Consider the following 16543-nt stretch of genomic DNA (forward strand, 5'->3'; position numbering starts at 1 on the left):
ATCGAGTGGGGATTTCTTCAGCAAAGCGCAGTAAAAGACAGCGTTATGCCGGATTTTTCGCCGCTAATTGAGCGAAATCCTGAGCAAAACGGGCAACCTGCTGCCAGTCCGTGTATTCAACTTCTTTAGTACTATCCGTTTCGCCGCCCGTCATACGCATAATTAATTGAATCATTACCCGATCGAACCAACGATAACGCGGATAACGCAGAGCACCTGCGAACACACAACACAGATCTGGCTGCCAAGGGGAATTCAGCAGGAACTTACGCGTATAGGCATTGGTTTGTATTGTGCGCTTTTCTGGTTTGCGTGCGGTGAGGTTCACTGAGAAGAATGCGCTAGGCCGTTGTTGCAGAGAAGCCAGATGCTTATGGATAAATTGATTTACCGCTGGATGAAAGCGCCCGTACCGAATGGACGCTCCCATAAGGACCTGGTCGTATTGACCCAGATCGATATCATTCGCATTGAGCACGTTAACAACATCACACTCCAGGGTTCCTTTCAGCGTATTCGCAATATAGGAGGCAATCGCCCTTGTTTGCCCATCCCGACTCGAAAACACGATCAAAGCTTTCATTGTTCTTTATCCTTATTGGTACTATTCCCGCCAGAAGGTTGGCGTAAACAGCACTAAAAGCGTGAAGACTTCCAAACGACCAAACAGCATTGTCAGTATCAGAATCCATTTCGCCGTATCATTCATCGACGTAAAATTCTCAGCGACGACGCCCAGCCCCGGCCCTAGGTTATTCAATGTGGCAGCGACCGCAGCAAACGCGGAGAAATCATCAACGCCTGTCGCAATGACGGCCAGCATGCTGACAATAAAAACCAGTGCATATGCAGAAAAGAATCCCCATACCGCTTCAAGGATGCGCTCCGGCAGCGCTCGGTGACCCAACTTAATCGTGTAAACCGCATTCGGATGCACTAAACGTTTGAGCTCACGCGATCCTTGCAGGAAAAGCAGAAGGATACGAATCACTTTCAGGCCACCGCCGGTTGACCCCGCACATCCACCAATAAACGCAGAGCACAGGAGCAAAACCGGAAGAAAAAGTGGCCACGATGCAATGCTATCCGTCGTAAACCCTGCCGTTGTCGCCATGGAGACAACCTGGAAAAATGCCTGGTTAATCGTCTGCATCCCGCTGTCATAAACATGGTGGAACCACAGGACAATCGTACACACAGCCACCAGCGACAACTGAACAAAAATGAACATGCGGAATTCTGGATCACGCCAGTATACCTTCAGGCTGCGGCCGCTCAGCAGAGCAAAGTGCAAACCAAAGTTACAGCCGGAAATCAGCAGGAATATCGCGATGATGGTGTTAATCGTTGGGCTATTGAAGTAACCGATACTGGCATCATGAGTAGAGAACCCTCCGACCGACACCGTAGAGAAGCTATGCCCAATCGCATCAAATACCGGCATGCCAGCCAGCCACAGCGCAACGGCACAGGCAATGGTGAGTAAGAGATAGATCAGCCACAGCGTTTTAGCCGTATCGGCAATACGCGGGCGCATTTTGTTTTCCTTCAACGGCCCCGGCATCTCGGCACGATAAAGCTGCATCCCACCGACACCCAGAATCGGCAGGATAGCAACCGCGAGTACGATGATCCCCATCCCACCAAACCATTGCAGCATTTGTCGATAGAACAGGATGGCTTTAGGCAATGAATCCAACCCGACCAGCGTGGTTGCTCCCGTTGTCGTTAACCCAGAGAACGATTCGAAAAAAGCATCCGTTACGCCAAGATTAGGGTGTTCAGCAAACAGGAAAGGCAGTGCACCAACACTTCCCAGCACCGTCCAGAAAAGGACAACAATCAGGAACCCTTCTCGAGATTTCAGTTCATGCTTCTGTTTGCGGTTTGGTAACCACAGCATGATGCCAATTGCCAACGCGACAATAAATGTCTGCGTAAACGCACGGCCTGCGCCATCGCGGTAAATTAGCGCCACCAGGCCGGGAATAACCATCGTTCCGGAAAAAAGGATAACCAACTGGCCGACAATACGGGTTATGGCGCGCAAGTGCATCGCAGGGAATTCCTTAATGATTCATAAAAAAGCGCTGGGATTATTATGGAATCGGCAATAAATGCAACGCACCGCGACTTAAATCACGCAATTTCGTTGCCGCTTCCTCGGTTCCCCTGATAGGGAGAGAGAACCGCAATACGACGTCCACGCCATACTCGCTATGCAGCACTTTTCCGCCAAGCTGAAAGATCAGTGATTCCACTTGGGGCAACAGCGCATAGTCACATTGTAAGCCATACTCTTTTTGCAAGACTTTCTCTTGCAGCGATATCAGCTTCAGCGCTTGCTGAACGCCACCGCCATAAGCCTTCACTAATCCACCAGTGCCTAGTGGGATGCCACCATAATAACGTACCACCACAGCCGTAATCTCACCGATACCGCTTCCCATCAGTTGCGACAGCATCGGTTTACCCGCCGTGCCGGACGGCTCACCATCGTCAGAAAAACCAAGCTGCTGGGAATCGTCAGGCGCTCCCGCAACAAACGCCCAGCAGTGATGCCCCGCCGAGACATATTCTTCTCTGACGTGCTGGATAAACGCTTTTGCCGCGTTGATTCCCGGCGTTGCCGCCAGGATCGTAGTAAAGCGGCTTTTCTTGATTTCCTCACTGAAGCTCACGGGCGCAGTAAGAATGGGATACACGTGCATCAGGCCAGATTCAGGTCGCGCGTCATGTTTTCCACGCGTCCTTCATGAATGACAATATTATCCTCGATACGAATACCACCAAACGGTTTCAGCGCATCGATTTTTTGCCAGTCAAAGTGTTGACTATATTCACCCTCGCGCCACGGAGTGAGCAAGGATTCGATGAAGTAGATGCCCGGTTCGATCGTCATGACCATGCCAGGTTCGAGCACACGGGTACAACGTAGGTAAGGATGCTGCGTCGGTGCTGCCAGATGTGTACCGCGATCGTCTTGCATAAACCCAGCGACGTCATGCACCTGCAAGCCCAGCGGGTGACCAAGGCCGTGCGGCAGGAAAAGCGAGGTAAACCCCTGCTCTACCATCGCTTCTTCGCTGATGTCACGCACCAGTTGATGTGATTTCAGCAGCTTCGCAATCCGCTGATGCATCTGAATGTGGTAATCGGTATAGCGCACTCCCGCCTGAATGGTATCAATCAGCGCAAGCATTTCCTGATTGATATCTTTAATCAGTTGAGCAAACGCCCCGTCACTCTGTGCAGAATAGGTTCGCGTGAGGTCAGCGGCATATCCGTTATATTCAGCGCCCGCATCAATCAGAAAACTGCGGACATCGGAAGGCGCCTGATGATCTAGCTGGGTATAGTGCAGCACCGCCGCATGCTCATTGAGCGCAATGATATTGCCGTAAGGCACATCAATATCGCGATGACCAGTAGCCGTCAGATACGCCAGATTAATATCAAACTCGCTCATGCCGGAAAGAAATGCTTCATGCGCTGCACGATGACCGATAACCGCCGTCTTCTGAGCTTCACGCATGCAGGCCAGCTCGTAGTCTGTTTTGTAGGCTCGATGATAGTGCAGATAATCCAACACGCCCTGAGGATTGATATTGTCCGCTCGAATTCCCAAATCCTGCGCACGTTGTGGTGCATAGCCGATATAGGCAACACGCTCACGCTGCGATGGAAGTAGTTGCCCGATATCATCGGCATTCCGCAGCACGGTAATTTCAATCTCTTCGGTCCAGAAACTCTCAGGAACCGGCGCTACGCTATGCCAGTAATCAACTGGCGAGTAGAACCACAGCTTCGGCGGATTAACGCCGTCAATCCATAGCCAGCAGTTAGGTACCTGAGTAACCGGCACCCACGCTTTAAACTGCGGGTTAACTTTAAAAGGATAGTCGTGATCGTCCAGAAAAACGGTCAACAGTTCACCAGAGTGAATCAGTAATGCATCAAGCTGATGGCGCGCTAAAACCGCCTGAGCACGCGTTTGCAGCGTAGCCAGATGGTGATGATATAAAGAAGCCAGCTTTTCCATGAGTATCCTTGTACGTCACGACATTATCCCTCCATTTTAACACAGGCATCACTCAAGGGCAGCGTCCGGTGCTTTGTGATCGATTCGGCAAAAAATTAATCTCCCGTTTGCAAAAAATTAACATTATAACCACAATTGAACCATCTGGTCATACCAGATCACTCACACAAACAGCGGAGATAAACATGCTTTATCAAGGTGAATCCCTCTACCTTAACTGGCTTGAGGACGGCATTGCCGAGCTGGTATTTTCTGCCCCGGGCTCCGTAAACACACTAGATACCCGCACGGTTGCCAGCTTGGGTAAAGCGCTGGACGTTCTGGCAGAACAGCCAGACCTGAAGGGATTACTGCTACGTTCTGACAAACCTGCATTTATTGTTGGTGCCGACATCACGGAATTTCTTTCTCTTTTTGCCGCGCCAGCAGAGAAGCTGCATGAGTGGCTTGTCTTCGCCAACCGTATTTTCAACCGTCTTGAGGATTTACCCGTTCCCACACTGTCCGCGATTAATAGTTATGCGTTGGGTGGCGGATGTGAATGTGTGCTGGCGACTGATTTTCGCTTAGCAACACCGGATGCTCGAATCGGGTTGCCCGAGACTAAACTCGGGATCATGCCGGGTTTTGGCGGCACGGTCAGGCTACCGCGCCTGCTGGGTGCAGACAGCGCGCTGGAGATTATCGCCGCAGGTAAAGACGTCAGCGCAGCGGATGCCTTAAAAGTGGGACTGGTACAGGCTGTTGTCGCCAATGAAAAACTGATTCCCGCCGCTATCAAGATGTTAAAGCAGGCCATAAAGGGCGAACTGGACTGGCAGGGTTACCGACGCCCGAAACTTGAGGCGCTGAAGCTCAGTAAAATTGAAGCCATGATGAGCTTTACCACCGCCAAAGCGATGGTGCTACAAACCGCGGGGAAACACTATCCAGCACCGATGTTAGCGGTAAAAACCATCGAAGCCGCCGCGACCATGACACGCGATGACGCATTGCAGCTCGAAACGCAGCACTTCGTTCAACTGGCACGTTCAAATGAAGCTCGCGCACTCGTCGGCATTTTCCTCAACGATCAATATGTTAAAGGCAAAGCTAAGAAGCTGATTGGCGAGACATCCGTACCGAAGCAAGCCGCCGTGCTAGGGGCAGGCATTATGGGCGGCGGCATTGCCTATCAATCCGCGTTCAAAGGCGTGCCGATTCGGATGAAAGATATCAACGAGAAGCCGCTCGCGCTGGGGATGAATGAAGCAGCTAAGCTCCTGAATAAACAAATGGAACGAGGCAAGCTGGACGGAATGAAAATGGCGACGATTCTGGCCAGTATTCAGCCAACGCTGGATTACGCTGGGTTTGAACGTACCGATATCGTCGTTGAAGCCGTGGTAGAAAACCCGAAAATCAAAGCGAGCGTATTAGCAGAAACCGAATCGCGCATTAGCGAGAGCACGATTCTCGCTTCGAATACCTCAACAATTCCAATTACGGTGCTGGCTGCGGCCTTAAAACGGCCGCAAAATTTCTGCGGTATGCACTTCTTTAACCCAGTACACCGCATGCCGCTGGTCGAAATTATTCGCGGCCCTAAAACTAGTGACAGTACCATCGCCAGCGTGGTGGCTTACGCCAGCAAAATGGGCAAGACGCCTATTGTCGTGAACGACTGTCCCGGATTCTTCGTGAATCGCGTCTTGTTCCCCTACTTTGCAGCCTTCAGCTTACTGCTCAGAGACGGAGCCGATTTCCGCGAGATCGATAACGTCATGGAGAAAAAATTCGGTTGGCCGATGGGGCCAGCCTATCTGCTGGACGTTGTCGGCATTGATACCGCTCACCATGCTCAAGCCGTGATGGCAGAAGGCTTTCCACAACGGATGGCAAAAGACTATCGCGATGCGATCGACGCGTTGTTTGAACATCAACGCTTTGGGCAGAAAAATGGTCAGGGCTTCTATCGTTATCAAACCGATAGCAAAGGGAAGCAGCGTAAAGAACAGGATGACGCCGTAGATGCACTCCTTAAAGACATCAGCCAACCGAAGAAGACGTTCAGCGCAGAAGAGATTATCGCTCGCATGATGATCCCAATGATTAATGAAGTCGCGCGCTGTCTGGAAGAAAGTATCGTCGCCAGCCCTGCCGAAGCGGACATGGCGCTGGTATACGGATTAGGTTTCCCTCCCTTCCACGGCGGAGCCTGCCGCTATCTGGATACGTTGGGCAGCGAGCGTTATGTCGAAATGGCGCAACAGCTGGCTCACCTCGGCGCCATCTATCAGGTGCCTGACGGCTTACAGCAAAAAGCCAGAAGCAATGAAGGCTATTATCCATCGGTCGTGCCACACGCGGACGTTTCCCACGGTCAACCAGCATGAGGGCAGAAAATATGGAAAAGGTAGTGATTGTTGATGCCGTACGCACGCCGATGGGGCGATCCAAAGGCGGCGCCTTCCGTCAGGTGAGAGCCGAAGACCTGTCTGCGCACCTGATGCGTAGCCTATTGAGCCGTAACGCCGCGCTAGACGCCCATGAGATCGACGACATCTATTGGGGATGTGTGCAGCAGACGCTAGAGCAAGGCTTCAACGTGGCTCGCAACGCGGCGTTGCTGGCTGAAATCCCGATGAGCGTACCGGCTACAACGGTTAACCGACTCTGTGGCTCTTCTATGCAGGCGCTCCACGATGCCGCTCGCGCGATTATGGTTGGCGACGCGAATGTCTGTTTAATCGGCGGCGTTGAGCATATGGGACATGTGCCGATGAATCATGGCGTCGATTTTCATCCGGGACTGAGCCGCACCATAGCTAAAGCCGCCGGAATGATGGGGCTGACGGCCGAAATGCTCGCGCGTATGCACAACATTAGCCGTGAGATGCAGGATCAATTCGCCGCCCGCTCACACCAGCGAGCTTACAACGCCACCCAATCTGGCGCATTTCGTCATGAAATCGTCCCCACAGCAGGCCATGATGCAGACGGTGCGCTACAACGTTTCGATTATGATGAAGTCATTCGCCCGGAGACTACCGTCGATAGCCTTGCTGCGCTCAAACCGGCATTCGATCCAGCTAACGGCACGGTGACGGCGGGGTCATCCTCAGCGCTGTCCGATGGCGCATCGGCCATGTTGATCATGAGCGAATCTCGCGCAGCATCGCTAGGCTTACCGGTGCGGGCCCGCATTCGGGCGATGGCCGTGGTAGGCTGCGATCCCTCAATTATGGGGTACGGCCCCGTCCCAGCCACTAAACTGGCGCTGAAGCGAGCAGGCTTGAGCCTGGCCGATATCGGTATCTTTGAACTGAATGAGGCATTCGCCGCCCAAACGCTACCCTGCATTAAAGATCTGGGTCTATTGGAACAGCTCGATGAAAAGGTCAATCTCAACGGCGGAGCCATCGCGTTGGGTCACCCGCTCGGCTGCTCGGGGGCACGTATATCCGCCACATTGATTAATCTGATGGAAAGCCGCGACGTTCAGTTTGGCGTAGCGACGATGTGCATCGGCTTGGGACAGGGTATTGCGACGGTATTTGAACGAGCCTGAGCGTAGACAAGCTCTGTAAGCAACACCCGTAGAAACAAAAAATCCCACAGCTGTGGGATTTTTACTGCTTATCTCTTACTGTCGCCGACGGCTTTAAATAAACGAAAACGCATCGCTGAACATGTGAGCTGTCAGCGCACCGCGCTCGTTACAAAAACGTTCACGCGCAATTTTCGCCATTTCAAAGCGGCCAGCAATATAAATATCCTGCTCTGCCAGTGAGCCATAATCCTGCAGGACCGCGCTCAGAACGGTACCCGTTCTGCCATCCCATCCTTCTTCTGGCTGTTCGACAACAGGCACCACTCGCAGATTAGCGTGCTTAGCCGCAAACCCCTCAAGCTCTGTTAAATCATACAGATGCTGGGATTCACGCCCGCCCCAGTAAATGGAAATATCGCGATCGGGTTGCTGCGCCAGCGCGGTCAGTAGAATAGAACGTACGTACGAAAATCCGGTTCCACCTGCAATCAACACCAGTGGACGCGTACTCTCTTCACGCAACCAGGCTTCGCCATGCGGGATATCGACCGTCAGGGCTTTTTCCTTGTGAATGCGTTCCATCACCGCCATCGCGTAAAGATTCAGTTCGGATGCCCCAATGTGTAACTCGATAAAGTTTTTATCCATCGGGGTCGATGCCAGTGAGAAAGGACGTTTATCTCGATCGCCCATCACCACCATCAAATACTGACCAGCCCGAAAGGAAAAAGGCGCTTCCGGTAATAAACGAACGCGATAGACCGTATCGGTTATGGCTTCGACCGAAGTCACTTTACAGCTCAATGTTGTCATGCATTCCCTCTATAGGGTCATAAAAGCAAAACTGAGAACGGAGCAGCAGCCGTTAACGCCGGGGCTCTCTGTCACTAAAAATGGCTAGCTCGTCCCATATTTCATCAATGCGGGCACAAACCTGCGGGTCTTTCTTGATGGGGTGTCCCCACTCACGCTGCGTTTCGCCAGGCCATTTATTGGTGGCGTCCAGACCCATTTTGGAGCCAAGACCAGAAACCGGTGAGGCGAAATCAAGATAGTCTATCGGTGTATTTTCCACTAATACCGTATCACGTGCCGGATCCATGCGTGTCGTGATCGCCCATATCACGTCCTTCCAGTCGCGCGCGTTAATGTCATCATCGCAGACAATAACAAATTTCGTATACATGAACTGGCGTAAAAAAGACCAGACGCCCATCATGACGCGTTTGGCATGACCCGCGTACTGTTTCTTCATGGTAACGACCGCCAGACGGTAAGAGCAACCCTCCGGTGGCAAATAAAAATCGACAATCTCAGGAAACTGCTTTTGCAGGATCGGCACGAAAACTTCGTTCAACGCCACGCCCAGCACGGCGGGTTCATCCGGTGGCCGCCCTGTGTAAGTCGAGTGATAAATGGCATTCTGGCGTTGAGTAATATGCGTGACGGTAAAAACAGGGAAGTGATCGACTTCATTGTAATAGCCGGTATGGTCGCCATAAGGCCCTTCAGCCGCCATTTCTCCGGGTTCAATATAGCCTTCAAGAACAATTTCCGCACTGGCGGGGACTTCCAAATCGTTCGACAAACACTTCACAACTTCAGTCTTATGCCCACGCAATAAACCCGCAAAGGCATATTCCGACAGCGTGTCAGGCACAGGCGTCACCGCACCGAGAATCGTCGCTGGGTCAGCACCCAGCGCAACAGCCACGGGAAAACGCTGCCCTGGATTTTCCTGACACCACTCCTGGAAATCTAGTGCGCCGCCGCGATGAGATAGCCAGCGCATGATCAGTTTGTTTTTGCCTAGCACCTGCTGGCGATAGATCCCCAGATTCTGTCGCTCTTTGTGCGGCCCGCGCGTCACGGTGAGCCCCCAGGTAATGAGCGGCGCAGCATCTTCCGGCCAGCACTGCATCACCGGAATCCGACGCAGGTCAACATCATCACCCTGCCAAACCTGTTCCTGACACGGTGCCGAAGACAGCCGTTTCGTTGGCATATTCAGTACCTGACGGAACTTCGGCATTTTATCGACCAGATCGCGAAACCCTTTCGGCGGCTCTGGCTCTTTCAAAAATGCCAGCAGTTTGCCCACGTCTCGCAATGCGCTGACCTCTTCCTGTCCCATGCCCAATGCAACACGTTTCGGCGTACCAAATAAATTGCACAGCACCGGCATGTCATAGCCTTTAGGGTTCTCAAACAGGAGGGCAGGACCTTCCGCACGCAGCGTCCGGTCGGCAATTTCCGTCATTTCAAGGTAGGGATCGATGGGCTGAGTAATGCGTTTCAACTCCCCTCGCTCTTCCAGCAGCGAGAGGAACTCGCGTAAGTCACGGTATTTCATGCTATTCATCGGGGGCAGTCTATCGTTCTGGCTATTATAAAGTCTCTTCGCCAACCTGTCGCTTCCCGCAGCGCCTATTTGTGGCAAGAATCTAATCACCATCAAAAATTTGATCGCCAGAATGTGGTAACAAAAATATCTGCCGAAAATTTTTTATCCGTGCGCGCTTTTGTTATGCTTGCTCGTCGGAATCATAAGTCTGCGAAATTATGGAAGCCTGGTACTTACTATATTGTAAACGTGGTCAACTGCTGCGAGCGAAAGAGCATCTGGAACGCCAGGACGTAACCTGCGTGAGCCCGATGATCACGCTGGATAAAATCGTTCGCGGTAAGCGAACTGACGTGTGTGAGCCGCTGTTCCCGAACTACCTGTTTGTGGAATTCGACCCTGAACGCATCCACACCACCACCATCAGTGCGACGCGCGGGGTGAGTAACTTTGTGCGATTTGGCGCACTGCCAGCGACTATTCCGCAGCAGGTTATCGATGAATTGTCACTTCGTCCCATGCAGGTAATCATTGACCCGCTGACACCACAGTCCGGCGATAGCGTGGTCATTACCGACGGTATCTTCTCTGGTATTCAGGCTATCTACACCGAACCTGATGGCGAAGCCCGCTCGATGTTATTGCTGAATATGTTGAACAAGCAGGTCAGGCAGAGCATCGATAATCGCGAGTTTCGCAAAGCCTAGTTTGCCCCTTTGCCCTATCCGGTGCGTTTACACCGCACCGGATGAGAACTGGCTTAGCGTTGCATATGCTGATCGTGTAGCCACTGTGCAACACGCTTGGCAAAATAGGTCAGGACACCATCTGCACCCGCACGTTTAAAGCACAGCAGAGACTCCATCACTACCGGTTGTTCCTGCAACCAGCCGTTCTGAATCGCCGCCATGTGCATCGCATACTCGCCAGATACCTGATAAGCAAACGTCGGCACACCGAACGTATCTTTGACGCGACGAACCACGTCCAGATAAGGCATCCCCGGCTTGACCATCACCATGTCCGCGCCTTCCTGCAAATCCTGCGCGATTTCCTGCAAGGCTTCATCGCTGTTGGCCGGATCCATCTGGTAGGTTTTCTTGTTGCCACCTTTCAGATTGCCCGCTGAGCCCACGGCATCACGGAAAGGCCCGTAATAGCACGATGCATACTTAGCCGAATAGGCCATGATCTGAGTATTGATCAGGTTCTGTGCTTCAAGAGTGTCGCGAATAGCGCCGATGCGGCCGTCCATCATATCGCTAGGCGCAATAATTTCTGCTCCGGCTTCAGCATGAGACAGCGCCTGACGCACCAAAATCTCCTTGGTGACGTCATTAATCACATAGCCATCTTCGTCAATAATCCCGTCCTGCCCGTGTGTGGTATAGGGATCGAGCGCCACATCCGTCAGCAAACCCAGCTCTGGAACGGCGTCTTTCAGCGCGCGGATCGTGCGAGGAACCAGACCATCTGGGTTATAGGCTTCTTCGGCATAGAGCGATTTCTTATCCGCTTCAATAACGGGGAACAGCGACAGTACCGGAACGCCAAGCTTAGCGATCTCTTCGGCTTCTTTCAGAAGCACGTCGATAGTCATCCGGTATACCCCCGGCATTGAGGGAACTTCCTGACGATGATTTGTCCCTTCCATCACGAAAACGGGATAAATCAAATCATTTACCGTCAGTTGATTTTCAGCAACAAGGCGACGGCTGAAATCATGGCGGCGAATGCGACGCATACGTCGGCCAGGGAAAGTGCCGGGAAAAGCATTGCTCATGTCATTATTCTCCTGAATCAGGCCAGCCGGAAAACCCGGCGGGCATTTTCATCTGTTGTCTGTCCCAGCCATGTGGCATCTTCTCCACGCCACTCCGCAATCTGGCGAATAATATGGGGCAAATAACAGGGTTCGTTACGGCGGGATGCCGGTTTAGGGCGTAAATCCCGGGGTAACAGATAAGGTGCGTCGGTTTCCACTAACAGCCGATCGGCAGGAATGTGCGGCAATAAAGCGCGTAGCTCAAGCCCGCGACGCTCATCGCAAACCCAGCCCGTGATGCCGATCATCAGACCCGCGGACAGACACTCATCCAACTCGTGGCGATTACCGGTAAAGCAGTGAACCACAGCGGCAGGTAACTGACTCAGCCATGGCGTCAGCAGGGAAATAAAACGGGGATGTGCGTCACGACAATGAAGGAAAACGGGCATAGACAGCTCAGCCGCTATCGCTAACTGTGCGCTGAATGCGCGTTCTTGCTCATCTGGAGTAGAGAAATTACGGTTAAAATCCAACCCACACTCGCCAATGGCAACCACGCAGGCAGCGTTTGCCATGTGGTGAAGTTGTTCAGCGATAGCGTCATTCCATTGGCTCGCATCATGCGGATGGACACCCGCCGTTGACCAACAGTAATCGGGATAGGTTTGCGCCAGCAACATTGCCTGATGGCTTTCCTGGGCGTTGGTTCCCGTGATCAAGATGCCACTGACACCCGCTTGCTTTGCTCGGATGACGACCTGCTCTCTGTCTTTTTCGAACTGAGAACTGGTTAGGTTGACACCAATATCAAACATGACTTTCACTCTAGCGAATAAAAAAATAAGACCTCTCAAAGAGAGGTCATTTTATCGTCCTGCCGCAGGAAACCGTGAGTTACTGCGATGGCTCTTCCGTTCCAGTCCGTCGACCTTTGCCAACATAAAACCGCGCGAAGAACACACCGATCTCAAACAGCAGATACATCGGAATCGCCAGTAGCGTCTGTGAGAAAACGTCCGGTGGCGTCAGCAGCATCCCGACAACGAATGCGCCCACCAAAATATAAGGCCGCTTTTTCTTCAGATCTTCTGGCGTCACCACTCCACTCCAACAGAGCAGTACAATGGCAACTGGTACCTCAAACGATACGCCAAACGCCATGAATAGCGCCATAACAAAATCGAGGTAGTTATTGATGTCGGTCGCAATCAACACGCCAACGGGCGCGGTTTTCGCGAAAAAGCCAAATGCCAGGGGGAACACCACAAAGTATGCAAACGCCATGCCTGAATAAAACAGCAGGCTGCTGGATACCAGCAACGGCATCATTAAGCGGCGTTCGTGTTTATACAAAGCAGGAGCCACAAACGCCCATACCTGATACAGCACCAGCGGTGCTGCGACAAATACTGAGACAATCATCGTCAGCTTTATCGGCGTAAAGAAAGGCGAGGCGACATCAGTCGCGATCATGCTGGCACCCGCAGGCAATTGCTTGATGAGCGGTGCAGAAACCACTTGGTAAATGTCATTCGCAAAGTACACCAGCACAACAAATACCGCCAGCACACAAATAATGCTGTTCAGTAGCCGCTTGCGTAGCTCAATCAGGTGACTGATTAGCGGTTGAGTATCTTCATCGGCCATAAACTAACGACTATCGCTCGGTTGGCGGGCAGAAACAGCGGAAGACTGGGACTGCTCAGGTTTGACATTATCGTTACCGACAGTTTCCTCACTTGTGGCGTTACCGCCATTATTGTGATTCTCAGCAACTGCAGCGTTTTCAGGCTTCTGCTGGCTGGCTGTCGGACGTACTGCGGTTTCCGCTTCAATCACCCCATCGTAGGCCGCTTCAGGATCGTTTAACGGGGTATTACTCTGCGGATCCACCGTCGCACTGTGATCGTCTGACTTTTTGGGATCATCTGACTTCTGCGGTGACGGCGTCTCGGTATAGCCACGTTTCATCGCTTCTGCCGCTTCCTTGAGTTCATCCATTGAGGCTTTCAACTCAGGCGACAGATTCTGCAAACTGGCTTTTTCGACTTTCTTCAGGCTTTCCTGAAACTCTTGGAGTTTCAGCTCCTGAGCCAGCTCATTCTGAACCGTAGACGCCAGTGAACGCAGCGTTCTGATCCAGCTTGCAACCGTTCTGACTGCAACAGGCAAACGCTCCGGCCCAAGGACAATTAGGCCGAGAACCATTACCAATAGCAATTCACCAAAACCGATATCGAACACAGATTACACCTGCTCTTTATGCTGGCTCTTCGTGTCGCCCGGCTTGGCATCTGATTGGTTGTCAGCGATAGATTTGGTAGAGAAATCAGCATCGGGCTGCGTTTTGTCTGCATTAGTAGACGGCTGATCGTCACCCATCGCTTTTTTAAAGCCTTTGATGGATGCACCCAGATCCGAGCCCAGCGTTCTCAACTTGTTGGTTCCGAACAGTAAGATGACAATAACCGCGATAATCAACAGGTTCCAGAGACTAATACCACCCATAACATTTACCTCTTTTCAAAAAGGGGAACGACAGAATTCTCGTTATTATATCGGGTAATTCTGACGCGCATCATGATCTGCTTCAACGAGTTCGACGCCAACCGATAATCCAGGCGACGATTCCTGCCGCCATCAACCCTGCGGGAACCATATCGGCTTCAACACGGCTGATCAGTAACAACGTACCACCGATTAGCAGCGTCGCGCCAATACCCAAAAGATATCGTGACTGTCCTTGACGAGCCTGCTGCGTTTTCAGTTCATGTGCCAACTTATCGACACTTTGCTTCAACATCTTATGCTGACGCAGCCCATCATAAAAGAGTTCGGGAAGCTCCGGCAATTTCTCAGCCCAGAACGGAGCCTTTTCTTTGAGCGCACGGAAGACAGCGGGTAAACCGACCTGTTGCTTCAGCCAGCTTTCCAGAAACGGCTTGGCGGTTTTCCACAAGTCTAGCTGCGGATAAAGCTGTCGGCCCACGCCTTCAATATACAGCAACGTTTTTTGCAGCAACACCAGTTGAGGCTGTACTTCCATATTGAAGCGACGTGCCGTATTAAATAAATTCAATAATACGTGACCGAACGAAATTTCCGCCAACGGCTTCTCGAAGATTGGTTCACAGACCGTACGAATAGCAAACTCAAAATCTGCAACATTGGTGTCTAGAGGTACCCAGCCCGAATCCACATGCAGTTCGGCGACTTTGCGATAATCACGGTTGAAGAAAGCAATAAAATTCTCGGCCAGATAGCGCTTATCTTCTTTATTCAACGAACCGACGATACCGCAATCAATACCGATGTATTGCGGGTCTTCTGGGTGCTCATAGCTGATAAAAATATTGCCGGGATGCATATCCGCGTGGAAGAAACTGTCGCGAAATACCTGGGTGAAGAAAACCTGAACGCCACGCTCTGCCAGTAACTTCATATCCGTGCCATTGGCTTTCAGCGCGTCTATATCCGAAACCGGAATGCCGTAGATACGCTCCATGACCAACATACTTTCGCTGCAATAATCCGAATAAATTTCAGGCACATATAGCATCGAGCTATTATCAAAATTACGCCGTAGTTGGATCGCGTTTGCCGCTTCTCGCAGCAAATTCAGCTCATCAAGCAACGTTTTTTCATATTCCAGCACCACTTCACGCGGGCGCAAGCGGCGACCATCCGGCAACAGGCGGGGTAGCCAGCCAGCCAGACGTTTCATCAGGCGCATGTCTGCCTTGATGACGGGCAAAATATCCGGGCGGATCACCTTGATAACGATCTCTTTTCCCGTACTCTTCAGACGGGCGGTATGAACCTGTGCAATCGAGGCTGAGGCCAACGGTTTGATGTCAAAATCATCAAACCACTCTTCAAGAGGGATCCCCTCCATCGACAGTTCAATTTGCTCACGCGCCAGTTTGCCATCAAACGGCTCAACCTTGTCCTGCAACATCGCCAGTTGATCGGCGATAGCCGGTGGGAATAGATCGCGGCGCGTCGACATCATTTGCCCAAACTTAATCCACACAGGCCCCAGTTCCTGAAGCGCTAAACGCAGACGTTCCCCTAAAGGCATGTTACGGTGACGGTTAGGTAGCCAGAACAACAGGCGACGGCCCACACGCAGCGGAAACGTCAGGCGTATCTTAGGAATGAGTTCGTCCAGACCATAGCTCAACAGCACGCGCACAATACTGTAGAGGCGGCGTAATTCACTGGGCGTCATCGTAAAGCCTCCAGTTTCGCCAGCCGTTCGGACAACATATCGACGGATTTATCCAACGCAACAATTTCCTCATGGAACCAGGCGTTCTCCAGTTTTCCGGGTGCTAGTCGCCACTCTTCCGTTAACGTCTCGGAAAGGAAATTTTGCTGCTGATGGAGTGACCTTCTCAGGAAACTCAATGTCTTCTGTGCCGTCTGGCTAAGACCCTGAGCGACAATATCGCCCAGATAAGGGGATAACCATTCCGCCGGATCGAACTCCGCCAGATCGCACAGCACGATGAACTGTTGAACGACTTGAATATCGCCTTCAATAACCAGTTCGCCGCTGCGCATCAGTGACGAAAGCTGTTGACGATCGCGTAATTTCATCAGAACCGGAACGCGTGTTTTCAGGCGGCAATCAGCCAACTCGCCCCACTGACTGACAACGTCCAGTCGCTGTTCGTTAAACACCAGCACTAAGGGAACATCCAGTTCAGCCAGTTCGATCTGGAGTGTTTTTCCCTGTAAGCGCTGGCGGGCAGACTTCATGCTTCGATCACAAGAAACGGTATCGTGAAAAAGCAGCTGATTCAGCGCGGTTTCCAGCGTAGCTGTCAGAAAAGACGTTATCAGCATTGGCGT

Annotated in this window: 16 protein-coding genes; 3 read left to right on the forward strand and 13 right to left on the reverse strand. The window is 51.9% G+C overall.

What is annotated here, in order from left to right; genetic code table 11:
* Nucleotides 1-43 precede the first annotated feature (43 nt).
* The 4 genes from hemG to pepQ are packed head-to-tail and all read right to left on the reverse strand — an operon-like array spanning nucleotide 44 to nucleotide 4042.
* A complete protein-coding gene (gene hemG, locus A0G03_RS12275) occupies nucleotides 44-583 on the reverse strand; it encodes a menaquinone-dependent protoporphyrinogen IX dehydrogenase (protein WP_048258287.1) in 540 nt (179 codons plus the stop codon).
* A gap of 21 nt (nucleotides 584-604) precedes the next feature.
* A complete protein-coding gene (trkH, locus tag A0G03_RS12280) occupies nucleotides 605-2056 on the reverse strand; it encodes a Trk system potassium transporter TrkH (protein ID WP_010298674.1) in 1452 nt (483 codons plus the stop codon).
* 43 nt (nucleotides 2057-2099) lie between these two features.
* Complete coding sequence (locus tag A0G03_RS12285; protein ID WP_048258286.1) at nucleotides 2100-2711, reverse strand: IMPACT family protein; 612 nt, start codon at nucleotides 2709-2711, stop codon at nucleotides 2100-2102.
* Nucleotides 2711-4042, reverse strand: coding sequence for a Xaa-Pro dipeptidase (pepQ, locus tag A0G03_RS12290; protein WP_048258285.1), 1332 nt, complete (start codon nucleotides 4040-4042; stop codon nucleotides 2711-2713). Before pepQ ends, A0G03_RS12285 begins: the two co-directional genes overlap by 1 nt.
* Before the next feature lie 185 nt (nucleotides 4043-4227).
* On the opposite strand from pepQ, the gene fadB reads away from it, so the two are divergent.
* Both fadB and fadA read left to right on the forward strand, forming a co-directional pair.
* Nucleotides 4228-6417, forward strand: a complete 2190-nt coding sequence (gene fadB / locus A0G03_RS12295) for a fatty acid oxidation complex subunit alpha FadB (protein WP_048258284.1) — start codon at nucleotides 4228-4230, stop codon at nucleotides 6415-6417.
* An 11-nt stretch (nucleotides 6418-6428) separates the two neighbouring features.
* The gene (gene fadA / locus A0G03_RS12300) at nucleotides 6429-7592 is read left to right on the forward strand and encodes an acetyl-CoA C-acyltransferase FadA (RefSeq protein WP_048258283.1); all 1164 of its coding nucleotides are present in this window, start codon (nucleotides 6429-6431) and stop codon (nucleotides 7590-7592) included.
* A gap of 93 nt (nucleotides 7593-7685) precedes the next feature.
* On the opposite strand, the gene fre is transcribed toward fadA, so the two are convergent.
* Both fre and ubiD read right to left on the reverse strand, forming a co-directional pair.
* On the reverse strand, nucleotides 7686-8387 hold the full coding sequence (gene fre, locus A0G03_RS12305; protein ID WP_048258282.1) for an NAD(P)H-flavin reductase: 702 nt from the start codon (nucleotides 8385-8387) through the stop codon (nucleotides 7686-7688).
* Nucleotides 8388-8439: 52 nt separating this feature from the next.
* On the reverse strand, nucleotides 8440-9936 hold the full coding sequence (gene ubiD, locus A0G03_RS12310) for a 4-hydroxy-3-polyprenylbenzoate decarboxylase (RefSeq protein ID WP_048258281.1): 1497 nt from the start codon (nucleotides 9934-9936) through the stop codon (nucleotides 8440-8442).
* Between the two features lie 200 nt (nucleotides 9937-10136).
* On the opposite strand from ubiD, the gene rfaH reads away from it, so the two are divergent.
* Entirely contained in the window at nucleotides 10137-10625 is a 489-nt protein-coding gene (rfaH, locus tag A0G03_RS12315) for a transcription/translation regulatory transformer protein RfaH (protein ID WP_048258280.1), read from the forward strand.
* 53 nt (nucleotides 10626-10678) lie between these two features.
* Here rfaH and hemB read toward each other — a convergent pair whose 3' ends face one another.
* From hemB to ubiJ, 7 genes are all read right to left on the reverse strand, one after another.
* On the reverse strand, nucleotides 10679-11701 hold the full coding sequence (hemB, locus tag A0G03_RS12320) for a porphobilinogen synthase (RefSeq protein WP_039307260.1): 1023 nt from the start codon (nucleotides 11699-11701) through the stop codon (nucleotides 10679-10681).
* A gap of 17 nt (nucleotides 11702-11718) precedes the next feature.
* On the reverse strand, nucleotides 11719-12501 hold the full coding sequence (gene tatD / locus A0G03_RS12325) for a 3'-5' ssDNA/RNA exonuclease TatD (RefSeq protein WP_048258279.1): 783 nt from the start codon (nucleotides 12499-12501) through the stop codon (nucleotides 11719-11721).
* A gap of 79 nt (nucleotides 12502-12580) precedes the next feature.
* Nucleotides 12581-13333 carry a Sec-independent protein translocase subunit TatC gene (tatC, locus tag A0G03_RS12330; protein WP_048258278.1) on the reverse strand — a complete coding sequence of 251 codons (753 nt, stop codon included), beginning with the start codon at nucleotides 13331-13333 and terminating at the stop codon, nucleotides 12581-12583.
* A gap of 3 nt (nucleotides 13334-13336) precedes the next feature.
* Nucleotides 13337-13930 (reverse strand): Sec-independent protein translocase protein TatB, encoded by a 594-nt coding sequence (tatB, locus tag A0G03_RS12335; protein ID WP_048258277.1) that lies wholly within the window; start codon nucleotides 13928-13930, stop codon nucleotides 13337-13339.
* Nucleotides 13931-13933: 3 nt separating this feature from the next.
* Nucleotides 13934-14194, reverse strand: coding sequence for a Sec-independent protein translocase subunit TatA (gene tatA / locus A0G03_RS12340; protein WP_048258276.1), 261 nt, complete (start codon nucleotides 14192-14194; stop codon nucleotides 13934-13936).
* Between the two features lie 82 nt (nucleotides 14195-14276).
* Nucleotides 14277-15917, reverse strand: coding sequence for a ubiquinone biosynthesis regulatory protein kinase UbiB (ubiB, locus tag A0G03_RS12345; RefSeq protein ID WP_048258275.1), 1641 nt, complete (start codon nucleotides 15915-15917; stop codon nucleotides 14277-14279).
* Nucleotides 15914-16537 (reverse strand): ubiquinone biosynthesis protein UbiJ, encoded by a 624-nt coding sequence (gene ubiJ / locus A0G03_RS12350; protein ID WP_048258274.1) that lies wholly within the window; start codon nucleotides 16535-16537, stop codon nucleotides 15914-15916. Before ubiJ ends, ubiB begins: the two co-directional genes overlap by 4 nt.
* Nucleotides 16538-16543 lie beyond the last annotated feature (6 nt).

Source organism: Pectobacterium peruviense (assembly GCF_002847345.1).
Taxonomy (GTDB): Bacteria; Pseudomonadota; Gammaproteobacteria; order Enterobacterales; family Enterobacteriaceae; genus Pectobacterium; species Pectobacterium peruviense.